Origin of the sequence: Bacillus sp. AFS015802 (assembly GCF_002561455.1) — a bacterium.
Taxonomy (GTDB): Bacteria; Bacillota; Bacilli; order Bacillales; family Bacillaceae_B; genus Rossellomorea.
The window spans coordinates 16,892-30,495 of sequence record NZ_NTUP01000065.1 but is presented as its reverse complement, the minus strand read 5'-3'; the positions used below and the strand labels follow the sequence as shown (position 1 = coordinate 30,495).

Sequence of the window (13,604 nt, the reverse complement as noted above, 5' to 3'; positions counted from 1 at the left end):
AAATTATTTATAAAGAGATCCACAGGGGAGGAGCGTACACTTGAAAGGTATTTTAAAACAGGTTCACCAAAGTGAAGAGATTCAGTCAATCATCGCCGGAGTGGAGGAGCGACTGTCTGAACAGCTTGTGGCAGGATTGTCCGGCTCATCCCGGACGGCTTATATAGCGGATGTGTACTTACAAACGAATAAATCCACCGTAGTGGTGACACATAATTTGTTTCAAGCCCAGAAAGTTTATGACGATCTCGTTCAGTTTTTATCCGAGGATGAAGTATATTTATATTCTGCTAATGAGCTGATCGCGGCTGAATTAAGTGTAGCGAGCCCGGAACTGAGGGCACAACGAATCGAAGTGTTGAATAAGCTTTCAAAGCAACACCAGGGGGTCTACATCGTCCCTGTCGCTGGATTACGAAAAATCCTACCCCCTAAATCGATGTGGGAATCGAATCAGATCCGTTTCCAGACAGGTGAAGATATCGACTTGGATGAAGTGTTGAATCAATTGGTCCAGATGGGATATCAACGGACTGGGATGGTCGGAACACCTGGTGAATTCAGCCTGCGTGGAGGGATTGTCGACATTTTCCCTTTGACGTCCCAGAACCCTGTCCGAATTGAATTATTCGATACCGAAATCGATTCGATCCGTATTTTTTCAGCTGAAGACCAACGTTCGATTGATAAACTCAATGAAATGGAGATAGGGCCTGCTACAGAGGTCTTGTTGAAATACGAGAATATGGAAAGGCTCATTCGTGAAATCAATGCCGGACTGTCAGGCAGTTTAAAGAAGGTCAAATCGGCAGCTGTAAAGGAGAAGCTGACAGAGTACATAGGACATGAGGTGGATCAGCTTGAGAACGGACAGATCCCTGAGCAGATCTTCAAGTACTTGTCCCTTGCATATGAGAAGCCTAGTAGTTTACTAGACTATTTACCCGCTGATGGGGTCCTATTCTTTGATGAGTTCAGTCGCGTCCAGGAAATGAGTGAATCCCTCGAGAAAGAGGAAGCGGAATGGTATACCTCCCTGCTGCAAGATGGGCAGATCATTCATGACGTACCCGTATCCCATACTTTTTCCGCGCTCGTTAGCGGGACAATGCTGCCGAAGGTTTATTTCTCTTTGTTCCTGCGTCATATTCCCAATACCAGCCCACAGAATATCTTCAACGTTTCCACTAAGCCCATGCAGAATTTCCATGGACAGATGAACGTACTGAAGGCTGAGCTGGACAGGTGGAAAAAAGGAAAATATACCGTCGTACTGCTTGGACCCGATGAAGAACGCGTGAAGAAGCTTCAAAGGGTACTGGATGATTATGAAATTGAGATTGCCTTTGTCGAAGATGGAGATAAGCTTCTGCCGGGTACGATTCAAATGATCAACGGAAGCCTGACAAGCGGGTTTGAGTTTCCCCTTCAGAAGCTCGCGGTCATTACCGAAGAGGAACTGTTCAATAAGAAAACCCAAAAGAAGCCAAGAAGGCAGAAGCTTTCAAACGCAGAAAGAATCAAAAGCTATTCCGAGCTGAAGGTCGGGGACCATGTGGTTCATGTGAATCACGGGATCGGTAAATTCCTTGGAATTGAAACGTTGGAGATCAATGGGGTTCATAAAGATTATCTCCATGTGAAATATCAGGGAAATGACAAACTGTATGTACCGGTCGATCAAATCGAGCTTGTCCAAAAATATGTTGCCTCCGAGAACAAGGATCCAAAACTATACAAATTAGGCGGAAGCGAATGGAAAAAGGTCAAGTCCAAGGTTCAATCTTCTGTTCAGGATATAGCCGATGATCTGATCAAGCTCTATGCTGAACGGGAAGCGGCAAAAGGTTATGCCTTTTCTCCTGACGGGGATATGCAAAGAGAGTTTGAAATCGCGTTCCCTTATGAAGAAACGGAAGATCAGCTGCGTTCCGTCAGTGAAATCAAGCACGATATGGAAAGGGAACGCCCGATGGACCGGTTATTATGCGGGGACGTGGGCTATGGGAAGACCGAGGTGGCAATCCGTGCCGCCTTCAAGGCGATTGCCGATGGAAAACAGGTAGCCATCCTCGTGCCGACCACGATCCTTGCTCAACAGCACTTTGAAACGATTAAAGAGCGTTTTCAGGATTTTCCGGTTGAGATCGGTTTATTGAGCCGTTTCCGGACCAGAAAGCAGCAGCAGGAGACAACAAAGGGGCTGAAAAATGGGACGGTCGATATTGTGGTCGGAACTCATCGCCTCCTATCAAAAGACATTCAATACAGTGACTTAGGACTTTTGATCATCGATGAAGAACAAAGGTTCGGTGTCACGCATAAGGAGAAGATCAAGCAATTAAAGACGAATATTGATGTGCTGACCTTAACGGCTACACCGATTCCCCGTACCCTTCACATGTCGATGCTTGGGGTAAGGGATCTCTCGGTCATCGAGACACCACCGGAGAACCGGTTCCCGGTTCAGACCTACGTGATGGAGTACAACGGAGCGTTGATCAAAGAAGCGATTGAAAGGGAAATGGCCCGGAATGGCCAAGTATACTTCCTGTACAATCGTGTGGAGGATATCGAACGAAAAGCCGATGAGATTTCCATGCTGGTCCCGGATGCCCGTATCGCCTACGCCCATGGTCAAATGAGCGAAAACGAACTCGAAGCCGTCATTTTAAGCTTCCTTGCAGGTGAATATGATGTACTGGTCACCACCACGATTATTGAAACCGGGGTGGACATTCCGAATGTCAACACGCTGATCGTCTTTGACGCAGACCGGATGGGCTTGTCTCAACTGTATCAATTAAGAGGACGTGTCGGGCGTTCGAACAGGGTGGCCTACGCCTATTTCACCTATCGTAAAGATAAGGTCCTGACAGAAGTGGCGGAAAAACGGTTGCAGGCGATCAAGGAGTTCACAGAGCTTGGATCAGGATTCAAGATTGCCATGCGTGACCTGACGATCCGTGGAGCGGGAAATCTCCTGGGAGCACAACAGCACGGATTCATCGATTCTGTCGGATTCGACCTGTACTCCCAAATGCTGAAAGAAGCCATCGAAGAACGAAAAGGAGATCTTCCGAAGCAGCCTGAGTCAAGCTTTGAAGTGGACATTGAAATCGACGCTTATATTCCGGATGATTATATTAAAGATGGTCATCAAAAGATTGAAATGTATAAACGGTTCCGATCCCTTTCTTCCCTTCTTGAAATCGAGGAGCTCGAAGAAGAGATCCTGGACCGGTTCGGTGAATATCCGGAAGAGGTGGGCTACTTATTCCTCATCTCTGAAATGAAGATCTATGCGAAGAATACAAAGCTCGAATCCATCAAGCAGGATAAGAAAACGGTGAATATCTTTATGTCACCGGAAGGAACGGCACAGATCGACGGGTCCAAAGTATTCAATCTTTGCAACAAACACGGCCGTGCAGTCGGACTTGGAATGGAAGGCTCCAAGCTCAAAATATCGATTAACACAACACGCTTGAAACCGTCCAAATGGTTTAATATGGCCTATGACATCATCAAACATTTGGATGAAGCGATAAAAATAGAAGAAAACGTGTGATCATTTCATCAATTTGACACAAACCAGTGGTATTTCTTCCCTTCGTTATAATAATGTAACCAAAATGTAAACGCGTGGATTGTTTTACTTTACTATGATAAGGGTATTAGTATTTATGCAGCTGCCAACAATGGAAAAAGATACCTGCATTAGAATTTTAGTGAAATTACAGAAAAAATAACTGAATGTGTATAGAACTTCTAAGTTGTAAGATACTAAACTCAACAATGGTAAAGGATTCATTTACAAGTGGGTAATTTGCCAAATAAAATCATCTGATGAAAGTGAGGCAACTATAGATGAAAGCAACTGGTATTGTTCGTCGTATTGATGATTTAGGACGTGTCGTCATTCCAAAAGAAATTCGCAGGACATTAAGGATTCGCGAGGGAGATCCCCTGGAAATCTTCGTTGATCGCGACGGAGAAGTCATCTTAAAGAAATATTCCCCAATCAGTGAACTTGGTGACTTTGCTAAGGAATATGGCGAAGCATTATACGACAGTTTGGGAAGTGCTGTGTTAATTTGTGATCGAGATGCCGTCATTGCCATTTCCGGCGCCTCGAAGAAAGAGTATTTAAATAAGAACATCAGTGAACTCGTTGAGAAGGTAATGGATGACCGAACGTCTCTATTACACACTCAACAGGGACAAGCTGAGCTTGTCGAAGGACACGGTGAAGATCTTGCTTCCTATACGATTGCTCCGATTGTCGCAAATGGAGATCCGATTGGTGCCGTTGCGATTTTCTCGAAGGAACGTACAGTGGGCGAAGTGGAACAAAAGGCAGTAGAAACGGCAGCTGGCTTTTTAGCAAGACAAATGGAGTCATAATCCAAAGGAGTGGCATAATGCCGCTCTTCTTTTTTTTGCCGCCAAACGGCTAAACCATACAGCTCTTTATGGTAAAATGACCAGTACATAAACTGATTTATCAAAGAACTCTGGCATTGAAAAAAGTGGTACAGAAAGGCAGGAAAACGGGTTGAGTAAGAAGTATTCTTCCAATTCATTTTTGAAAGGGGCCATGGTATTAACGATTGCGGCATTGGTAACGAAGATATTAAGTGCTGTCTATCGGGTGCCGTTTCAAAATATTGTTGGGGATATTGGATTTTATATATATCAGCAAGTTTATCCGTTTTACGGGATTGCCATCGCATTATCCACCTATGGATTCCCTGTCATCATTTCAAAGATGGTAGCAGAGAAATTGGAAAAGGATGATGAGGAAGGCGCAAAGAGTGTGGCCGTTACCTCATTCCTGTTTCTCTGTCTCATTGGTTTGACCTGGTTTCTGCTCATCTACTTCGGTGCCGGCGCGATCGCCCGGTGGATGGGGGATCCCCTGTTGAAACCGCTGATTCAAGTGATTTCTTTATCGTTTCTCCTGCTTGCTCCCCTTTCTGTTATAAGGGGATATTATCAAGGAAAGGAAGATATGGTGCCGACGGCTGTTTCACAGGTGACGGAACAATCGATCAGAGTGGCGACCATTCTGTTGTTTTCAACGATCCTGGTATCAGAAGGGTATTCCTTGTACATGACAGGTAACGGGGCGCTATTCGGATCGATCACCGGAGGTCTTGGGGGCCTGCTGGTTCTCCTTTCCTTTATGACGGCACGCAGGGAAAAGCTGTTTTCACGGAAATATCTGTCTCTGCCTGTTGATTATGTACATATTTGGTCGCGGTTATTCAAGAATGGAACAGCCATTTGCATAAGTGCCATGCTGCTGGTCTTACTCCAGTTTGTGGATTCACTGAATGTCTATTCCCTTCTCCTGTCATCCGGGATGGAAGCGGAAAGGGCGAAAACGTGGAAGGGTATTTATGACCGGGGACAGCCCTTTGTACAGCTTGGAACGGTTGTGGCTACATCCATTTCACTGACCATCGTCCCACTGGTGACCAATGCCTATCTTAAAAAAAGAGAGGCGTTAGTGAGGGAGTACAGTCAGCTGGCTCTTAAGATCAGTATTACCATCGGGTTTGCTGCCACGCTGGGCATCATCAACATCATGGTTCCGACCAATACGATGCTGTTTGAAAATGCCCTCGGTTCAAAGGTCATCGCTGTGTTCAGTTTGTCGATTTTCTTCAGCTGCCTCATTCTGACCTTTGCAGGCATTTTCCAGGGAATCGGAAAAATATATTATCCGGCCTTTTGCATTTTACTGGGTATTTGCGTAAAGTATCTTGGCAATGCCTGGCTTGTTCCCTTGATGGGAATTATGGGGGCCTCTGTCTCGACTGTAGGCTCTTTAAGCTTTATTACCATCATGATGGTGATCTCTTTGAGAAAACTGTTTCCGATCCGGTTTTTCAAACTCTCATTTTATAAAACATTACTGATGAGCGGTGCAGCCATGACGGTTGGATTACAGGGGTTGCTTCTGATTTATGATACACTTTTAGATAATGGAATGCCTGAGCGTCTCCTTTCCGTCTTTTTTTCATTAGGGGGCGTTTGCGTCGGAGGTGTTCTTTTTCTGCTCGTGTTTTTAAGAGGGAATGTCCTCTCAAGAGAAGATATCAGTTTCTTGCCTTTTGGGAGTAAATGGGTGTGGCTGATGAATAAAATTCAGCCGAATAAAGAGTAGTGAGGAGATTAACATGAATACGATAACGATTGTAGGGTTAGGTGCAGGAGATATAGAACAGCTTCCGTTAGGCGTATATAGGCGGATTAAAAGCAGTTCCCACCTTTACTTGCGGACGGATCGGCATCCCGTCGTAAAGGATTTAACAGCAGAAGGAGTCACGTTTCAATCCTTCGATGCTGTATATGAAAAATATGATCAGTTCGATCTTGTGTATGAAGAGATTGTCTCAGAACTTGTAGAGGCCTCAACAGAGCATTCGCTTGTGTATGCAGTTCCGGGTCACCCGTTGGTCGCTGAAAAAGCTGTGCAAATGCTTCTGGATCTTCACAATGAAGGAAAGATCCGTGTTGAGATCGGTGGGGGGCAAAGCTTTATCGATGCTCTGTTTGCTTCTGTCGGAGCGGATCCGATCGATGGATTTCAGCTTCTGGACGGAACCAGCTTAAAGCTTCATGATATCCATATGAACCAGCAGCTCATCATCGGGCAGGTGTATGATGCCTTCATTGCCTCTGAAGTAAAGCTCACCTTGATGGAGCTCTATCCATATGATTATGAGGTCATGCTTGTAACGGCTGCCGGTAGCGGCGAAGAAAAGGTGGAGCGAATCCCGTTGGTGGAGCTTGACCGTGTTGCCGATCTGAGCAATTTGACCAGTCTCTATGTCCCGGCGGTGAAAGAAATGGAATCTACCTATAAGCAATATGCAACCTTAAGGGGAATCATCTCGACGCTCAGGGGACCGGACGGCTGTCCATGGGATAAGGAACAAACCCACCACTCTCTCAAAAAATACCTCCTCGAAGAAACGTATGAGTTGTTGGAGGCCATCGAGGAAGAAGACGTTGATCATATGATCGAAGAGCTGGGTGATGTCCTTCTTCAAATCATGCTCCATGCCCAAATAGGCGAGGATGAGGGCATGTTCAACATGGAGGAAGTGATCGAAGGCCTTGCTTCCAAGATGGTCCGCAGACATCCTCATGTATTCGGGACGGTTCAAGTGGAAAACACGGAACAGGTGAAAGCAAACTGGGACGAAATCAAAAAACGTGAAAAACAGGACGATAGGGAGCCGATGCTTAAAAACGTAGCAAAAGGTATGCCGGCCCTTATGAAGGCATATGAATATCAGAAAAAAGCTGCAAAGGTGGGCTTTGATTGGGCAGACCCCCGAGGTGCCTGGGAGAAAGTTTGGGAAGAATTAAAGGAATTTGAAAACGAGGTCGAGAATAATAGTGAAAACCACATGAAGAAGGAATTTGGAGATGTCCTGTTCGCCCTCATCAATGTGGCAAGATTTTATAAGATTTTTCCTGAGGAAGCATTGGCCATGACGAACACGAAATTTTACCGTCGTTTTTCCTATGTGGAAGAGCAGGTGTTGAAATCCGGAAAGAGCTTCGAGGATTTTTCATTGGAAGAATTAGACCGCTTTTGGAACGAAGCGAAAAAGATGAATATCGAATAAGGGGAAATGTATAATGGTATCCATGAGATTAGATAAATTTTTAAAAGTATCCAGGCTTATAAAAAGGAGAACACTTGCGAAAGAGATTGCCGACCAGGGGCGCATCACTGTGAACGGCCAGCAGGCCAAAGCGAGCTCCAATGTAAAAGTAGGAGATGAACTGAGCGTAAGGTTTGGGCAGAGGATCATGAGGGTAAAGATAGAAAGGCTTCTGGAAACAACCAAAAAAGAAGAAGCGAGCGGGCTTTATTCCGTCCTTTCAGAAGAAAGGATCCAGGAAGAAACGGAGTAAAGATTACATAGCTCCTGGTCTGTTATTTGGTTCTATTTTTCCCCTGGACACATAAACATAGTTACAAAGCTTGTACTATGGGAATGTGAGGGATGGATATGAATCAATATTATGATGGAAACAAAGATAAAACGACGTTTCAGGAACATGACGTGATGATGAGGGGCCGAAAGCTTCTCGATATCACCGGCGTGAAGCAGGTGGAAAGCTTCGATAACGAAGAGTTTCTCCTCGAAACCGTGATGGGATTTCTATCTGTCAGGGGCGAGAACCTTCAAATGAAAAATCTTGACGTGGATAAAGGCATCGTCTCTATAAAAGGAAAGGTGTTCGATCTCGTTTACCTGGATGAACAAAATGGGGAGAAGGCTAAAGGCTTCTTTAGCAAGCTGTTTCGATGACCCTCACGACCCAGTTCTATACGATGCTCTCCATGATCGGCATGGGAGCATTATTTGGTGCGGCACTCGACACGTACTCCCGGTTTTTGAACCGGTCAGAGAGAAAACGTTGGCTTGTATTCATTAACGATATCCTGTTTTGGATTTTACAGGCCCTTTCGATCTTTTATATTTTATTCGTCGTTAATTTCGGCGAGATCCGCTTTTATATTTTCCTTGCGCTCTTGTGCGGATTTGCCGGATATCAGGCGTTGATCAAGCAGTATTATCTGAGATTCCTGGAACGGGTGATCCTGTTTTTTATCGCCCTCTATAATTTTGGCGTGAAAATGATAAAGAAAATGATTTATTCACCGATAAAATGGTTGATTGTGCTTCTGATCACGATTGTGTTGTCTGTAGGCAAAGGGCTCTTATCCGTCATATTATTCCTTTTAAAGGTCATTTTGAGGGTGGTGCAATGGGCGATTAAGCTCATAATCACACCAATATGGTGGATATTAAAGGGTATTTGGAATTTATTGCCGAAAAATATTACAAAAAGAGTCGAGAAGTTATATAATAAAGTGGCAGGGATTTTGAAAGTGTACATCAAAAAAGTATATAGAGTGGCAGAAACGTTCAAAAAGAAACCGAAAGACAACGAATAGGTTTAAGGCTTCGCCACTCCATATTGTAAGGGAGGTTTGGGAATGAGAAAGAACGTGACACCAATGGAAAATGAATATGTCCGTCATCAGGAGCATATGCATAAATCTTCTTCTAAGAGAAAAAAGCGTTTGGTCCGTCGATTAGCAGTTTTCTTTGTTTTAGTTTTGGCAATTAGTGGATTTTTAATCTCGACCCTCATTTCCAGAGCCCAGGTTTTAGAAGATAAACAAACGGAAAAAGCACAATTGGAAAAAAAGTTAGAACACCTGAAAGATAAGCAATCTGCCTTGGAAGAAGAGATTGTGAAGCTTAACGATGATGAATATATAGCCAAACTGGCACGCCGGGATTACTTTTTATCAGATGAAGGTGAGATTATTTTCAACATACCTGAACCAGATAAAGAGAAAGAAGAAGAGGTGTCTTATTGACACTCTTTTTTTTAATTGGCTATAATATATAATAAGGTTTATCTTTTATAATTTTAAGGAGGAGCATTTCTTTTATGTCAATCGAAGTAGGCAGCAAGTTACAGGGTAAGGTAACAGGTATTACAAATTTTGGAGCGTTCGTGGAATTATCGGAAGGTTCAACTGGTTTAGTTCACATTAGTGAAGTTGCAGACAACTATGTTAAGGATATTAACGAACACCTTAAAGTCGGCGACGAAGTAACAGTTAAGGTTATTAATGTTGAGAAAGATGGAAAGATCGGTTTATCCATCCGTAAAGCGAAAGATCAACCACAACGCCCGCAGCGCCCTCAGCGTCCTCAGCGCCCGCGTAGTAATAACAAACCGAACGACACTCGCACGAAAGAGAGTTTTGAACAAAAGATGGCACGTTTCTTGAAAGACAGTGAAGATCGTTTATCATCTTTAAAGAAAAACACTGAGTCTCGTCGTGGCGGAAAAGGGGCGAAAAAAGGTTAACTTGCTGTCTATTAACCCATATAGCAGGTTGTGAACGGAAAACAGGCATACTCATACTGATGAGTGTGCCTGTTTTTTTATGGTTCTGTCAGCAGGTATACACAGGATATTTGCCTTCCCGTATCGAATAATTAGTGATAAATAAATTTGTGGGGGCAGGTTGTATGCAAAAAGAGCAGATCATCGATCATCATGAATCATTTAAGGTATGGCTGAATGAGTTGAAGCTGATACATGAAAAAGAATGGCTTCAGCCGATGGAGGAGGGTAAATGGTCGATCGCGGCCAACGTCTCTCACATCATCAAGTGGGACCAATATTCCTTAAGGGAGATTCTCTCTCAACCTCTAGAAGGGGCAGAGCTGCCTCCGTTTCCTGATTTTCAACGTTTTAACGGGGAAGCTGAAGAGTATGCCCACCATGTGGTCAATCAGACAGCCTTAATCGAAGAAGGGATCAAAACGCGGAATTCGTTGATCACATATGTGAAGGGCCTGTCGGACAATGATTTTCACCAATCGTTCAAAGTCGGCGATCAAGGCTTCACACTTGAAGAATTTTTCGAAGACTTCATGGGTCACGATAAACATCATCAGGAGCAGATTGAAGAAGTGGTGTCCGCGGAAAAGGCTTGGTGAAACAGCCAAATAGGTGAAACAAAAAAAGACTATCATCGAAGATAGTCTTTTTTCTATGACCCGTACGGGATTCGAACCCGTGTTACCGCCGTGAAAGGGCGGTGTCTTAACCGCTTGACCAACGGGCCGGAATAATATGGTAGCGGCGGAGGGGATCGAACCCCCGACCTCACGGGTATGAACCGTACGCTCTAGCCAGCTGAGCTACACCGCCATATGGATATGCGCCTTTTTGGCACAAAATCTATGATACCCAGAAAGAATTATCTTGTCAATAACCTATGATAAAGAATTTGTCAGAATTCCCTTAAGCACGGTTACATAAGCATTTAAAAGAAAATATATAAATTCCACAAGGATATTAACCTGGAATATTCTGAATATTTTACCGGAATCCATAGAAAGACGTCGAAACATTCTTGGTATACATTCCCTCATTTTGACAAAGTTTTAAGCTTGTACCATTTATACTGAACAAAAAAGAAATGGGGAGTGTTTCATACATGGGGAAAGTCGATCAGTCGATCATCGAACCTGTTCAGAACGTAGACATTGAACATACGAGAGTGGAACTGTCCAAGGGAATCCGGTCCATTTACTCGAAGCTTGAGTGGTTATTCGTAGAAAAGGGGATCGCTCTATTTTTTATCGGGTTTCTACTCGGAAGAGCTTTAATCCTATCACACCTGACACCTTTTGCTCTGCCGTTCTTTGCGTCTGTTTATATTATTCGAAGAGAGAAGTCACCGATTGCACTCATCGGGTTGCTGGCAGGAGCTCTTACCTTATCGATTCCTAGTATCAGTTATACGTTTGTCAGTGCAATAATATTCCTATTAGCTTTTCGGTTATCACAGAAATATCATAAAAATAATGTGAGGGCTGTCGCTTTTTATGTATTCTTCACGGTCATCGCTGCAAAACTTGGCTTCGATTATATCCAACAGGGACAGGCCCTCACGATTTATAACGGAGTGATGGCGGTAATAGAAGCGAGCCTTGCATTTCTCTTAACCTATATCTTCATCCAGAGCGTGCCGCTTGTGACGGTTCAGCGCAGAAGAAAATCGCTGAAGACCGAAGAAGTCGTCAGTCTGATCATCCTTTTAGCCTCGATCATGACAGGGACGATCGGATGGTCTTTATACAATCTGTCTGTCGAACATGTGTTATCGAGATATCTGGTGCTGCTGTTTTCCTTTATAGCGGGGGCCACAGTCGGATCGACAGTCGGGGTTGTGACCGGACTCGTTTTCAGTTTAGCGAACGTTTCAAGCTTTTATCAAATGAGCTTGCTTGCTTTCTCGGGACTTCTGGGCGGACTCATGAAAGAAGGGAAGAAATTCGGAGCGGCAATCGGTTTGTTAATTGCTACATTATTGATGGGCATGTACGGAGATACAGATACAGTCATTACGAAAACACTTTATGAATCGGGGGCAGCGATCTTACTCCTGTTTTTAACCCCTCAAAGCTTAACATCTAAAATTGCGAGGCATATACCGGGGACGGCTGAATATCAGCAGGATCAACAGGGGTATATGCGCCGGGTGAGGGATGTGACCGCCCACCGGGTCACCCAGTTCTCTTCGGTGTTCCAGGCTTTATCAAACAGCTTTCAACAAATAGAAGACCGGTTCGAAGAGGAGGAAGATAAAGAGTTTGACTATTTCTTAAGCAATGTCACGGAGAAGACGTGTCAAACCTGCTTTAAGAAAGATCAGTGCTGGGCAAGGAATTTTGATAAGACCTATAATCTCATGAAAGATGTGATGACCGAGTACGACCAGGGCAGGGTCCCCCTTTCCCCGAAACTTGCAAGAGAGGTAGAGAAGCATTGTACGAGAGAGAAGAAGCTGAAGGATACGATCTATCAGGAGCTTACTTTCTATCAGGCCAATCTGAAATTGAAGAAACAGGTTCAGGAAAGCAGGAAGCTTGTGGCGGATCAGCTGCTTGGTGTATCAGAGGTAATGGGGAACTTCGCAAAAGAAATCCAAAGGGAAAGGGAAAATCATCATATTCAAGAAGAGCAGATTTTATCCAGTATCGGGGAGTTTGGGATCGAGATTGAAAACATTGAAATCTATAATCTGGAACAGGGAAATGTCGATATCGATATCACCATGCCTTACTGCGGGGGGCACGGTCAGGGAGAAAAACTCATTGCGCCCATGTTATCGGATATATTAGGCGAAAACATCGTCGTGCAAAAGGAGGAGTGTGCTCAATTTCCAAATGGTCAATGTCATGTAACCTTTCAATCTGCCAAGAAATTTGTAGTGGATACAGGGGCTTCTCATGCGGCAAAAGGAGGCGGGCTGGTTTCGGGAGACAGTTACTCCATGATTGAATTAGGAAGGGGGAAATATGCCGTCGCCATCAGTGACGGGATGGGGAACGGAGAACGGGCCCACTATGAAAGCAATGAAACACTGAGGCTGCTTAAAAAAATCCTGGAATCGGGAATTGAAGAACAGGTGGCGATCAAGTCCATCAACTCGATCCTGTCCCTCAGAACGAATGATGAAATATTCTCGACATTGGATTTAGCGATGATCGATCTCCAGAATGCGTCATCCAGGTTCTTAAAGATTGGCTCGACCCCTAGCTTCATCAAGCGCGGGGATAAAATCCTCAAGGTGGAAGCCAGTAACTTACCGATGGGAATGCTTCAGCAGGACTTTGATGTCGATGTCGTGTCAGAACAGCTGAAAGCGGGTGATCTCCTCATCATGATGAGCGACGGTGCCTTTGAGGGGCCGAAACATGTAGAGAATTATGATCTGTGGATGAAGAGAAAGATAAAGGAACTCCAGACCGACGATCCACAGGAAGTCGCGGACATCTTAATGGAGGAGGTCATCCGGTCGAGCTCCGGTTTAATAGAGGACGATATGACCATCGTGGTGTCGAAGATCAAACATAATATTCCGAAATGGTCATCGATCCCGATGCAAAAAGCGAAAACGAGAGATAAAATTTCCTAGGGCGCACACGTCCCTATAAAAATAGTTAACTAGAGTATAAATCCCTCCTCTT

11 protein-coding genes and 2 tRNA genes are annotated in these 13,604 nt (G+C 44.3%); 11 read left to right on the top strand and 2 right to left on the bottom strand.

What is annotated here, in order from left to right; genetic code table 11:
• Positions 1-40 precede the first annotated feature (40 nt).
• The 10 genes from mfd to CN378_RS17035 all read left to right on the top strand — a co-directional run bounded on the left by mfd (position 41) and on the right by CN378_RS17035 (position 10,562).
• Entirely contained in the window at positions 41-3,571 is a 3,531-nt protein-coding gene (mfd, locus tag CN378_RS17080) for a transcription-repair coupling factor (RefSeq protein WP_098353696.1), read from the top strand.
• A gap of 299 nt (positions 3,572-3,870) precedes the next feature.
• On the top strand, positions 3,871-4,407 hold the full coding sequence (spoVT, locus tag CN378_RS17075) for a stage V sporulation protein T (RefSeq protein WP_098353695.1): 537 nt from the start codon (positions 3,871-3,873) through the stop codon (positions 4,405-4,407).
• A gap of 151 nt (positions 4,408-4,558) precedes the next feature.
• A complete protein-coding gene (locus CN378_RS17070; RefSeq protein ID WP_257141189.1) occupies positions 4,559-6,175 on the top strand; it encodes a putative polysaccharide biosynthesis protein in 1,617 nt (538 codons plus the stop codon).
• 13 nt (positions 6,176-6,188) lie between these two features.
• The gene (gene yabN / locus CN378_RS17065) at positions 6,189-7,649 is read left to right on the top strand and encodes a bifunctional methyltransferase/pyrophosphohydrolase YabN (RefSeq protein ID WP_098353694.1); all 1,461 of its coding nucleotides are present in this window, start codon (positions 6,189-6,191) and stop codon (positions 7,647-7,649) included.
• Positions 7,650-7,671: 22 nt separating this feature from the next.
• Positions 7,672-7,941 (top strand): RNA-binding S4 domain-containing protein, encoded by a 270-nt coding sequence (locus CN378_RS17060; RefSeq protein ID WP_098353724.1) that lies wholly within the window; start codon positions 7,672-7,674, stop codon positions 7,939-7,941.
• A gap of 98 nt (positions 7,942-8,039) precedes the next feature.
• A complete protein-coding gene (yabP, locus tag CN378_RS17055) occupies positions 8,040-8,342 on the top strand; it encodes a sporulation protein YabP (RefSeq protein ID WP_098353723.1) in 303 nt (100 codons plus the stop codon).
• Positions 8,339-8,992, top strand: coding sequence for a spore cortex biosynthesis protein YabQ (yabQ, locus tag CN378_RS17050; RefSeq protein ID WP_098353693.1), 654 nt, complete (start codon positions 8,339-8,341; stop codon positions 8,990-8,992). The genes yabP and yabQ overlap by 4 nt, the downstream gene beginning before the upstream one ends.
• Before the next feature lie 42 nt (positions 8,993-9,034).
• A complete protein-coding gene (locus tag CN378_RS17045) occupies positions 9,035-9,424 on the top strand; it encodes an FtsB family cell division protein (protein ID WP_098353692.1) in 390 nt (129 codons plus the stop codon).
• A 74-nt stretch (positions 9,425-9,498) separates the two neighbouring features.
• Positions 9,499-9,924 (top strand): S1 domain-containing RNA-binding protein, encoded by a 426-nt coding sequence (locus CN378_RS17040; RefSeq protein ID WP_098353691.1) that lies wholly within the window; start codon positions 9,499-9,501, stop codon positions 9,922-9,924.
• A 164-nt stretch (positions 9,925-10,088) separates the two neighbouring features.
• Positions 10,089-10,562, top strand: a complete 474-nt coding sequence (locus CN378_RS17035) for a DinB family protein (RefSeq protein WP_098353690.1) — start codon at positions 10,089-10,091, stop codon at positions 10,560-10,562.
• Between the two features lie 56 nt (positions 10,563-10,618).
• On the opposite strand, the gene CN378_RS17030 is transcribed toward CN378_RS17035, so the two are convergent.
• Both CN378_RS17030 and CN378_RS17025 read right to left on the bottom strand, forming a co-directional pair.
• A tRNA-Glu gene (locus CN378_RS17030) sits at positions 10,619-10,690 on the bottom strand.
• A 9-nt stretch (positions 10,691-10,699) separates the two neighbouring features.
• A tRNA-Met gene (locus CN378_RS17025) sits at positions 10,700-10,776 on the bottom strand.
• A 289-nt stretch (positions 10,777-11,065) separates the two neighbouring features.
• Here CN378_RS17025 and spoIIE point away from each other — a divergent pair.
• On the top strand, positions 11,066-13,552 hold the full coding sequence (gene spoIIE, locus CN378_RS17020; RefSeq protein WP_098353689.1) for a stage II sporulation protein E: 2,487 nt from the start codon (positions 11,066-11,068) through the stop codon (positions 13,550-13,552).
• The last annotated feature ends 52 nt before the right edge of the window (positions 13,553-13,604 follow it).

Bases quoted from the DNA above. Each gene is read 5' to 3' on its own strand.
- spoIIE (WP_098353689.1), top strand. From the start codon at position 11,066: ATGGGGAAAGTCGATCAGTCGATCATCGAACCTGTTCAGAACGTAGAC.
- yabP (WP_098353723.1), top strand. From the start codon at position 8,040: ATGAATCAATATTATGATGGAAACAAAGATAAAACGACGTTTCAGGAA.
- spoVT (WP_098353695.1), top strand. From the start codon at position 3,871: ATGAAAGCAACTGGTATTGTTCGTCGTATTGATGATTTAGGACGTGTC.
- CN378_RS17035 (WP_098353690.1), top strand. From the start codon at position 10,089: ATGCAAAAAGAGCAGATCATCGATCATCATGAATCATTTAAGGTATGG.
- yabN (WP_098353694.1), top strand. From the start codon at position 6,189: ATGAATACGATAACGATTGTAGGGTTAGGTGCAGGAGATATAGAACAG.
- CN378_RS17040 (WP_098353691.1), top strand. From the start codon at position 9,499: ATGTCAATCGAAGTAGGCAGCAAGTTACAGGGTAAGGTAACAGGTATT.
- CN378_RS17045 (WP_098353692.1), top strand. From the start codon at position 9,035: ATGAGAAAGAACGTGACACCAATGGAAAATGAATATGTCCGTCATCAG.
- CN378_RS17060 (WP_098353724.1), top strand. From the start codon at position 7,672: ATGAGATTAGATAAATTTTTAAAAGTATCCAGGCTTATAAAAAGGAGA.
- yabQ (WP_098353693.1), top strand. From the start codon at position 8,339: ATGACCCTCACGACCCAGTTCTATACGATGCTCTCCATGATCGGCATG.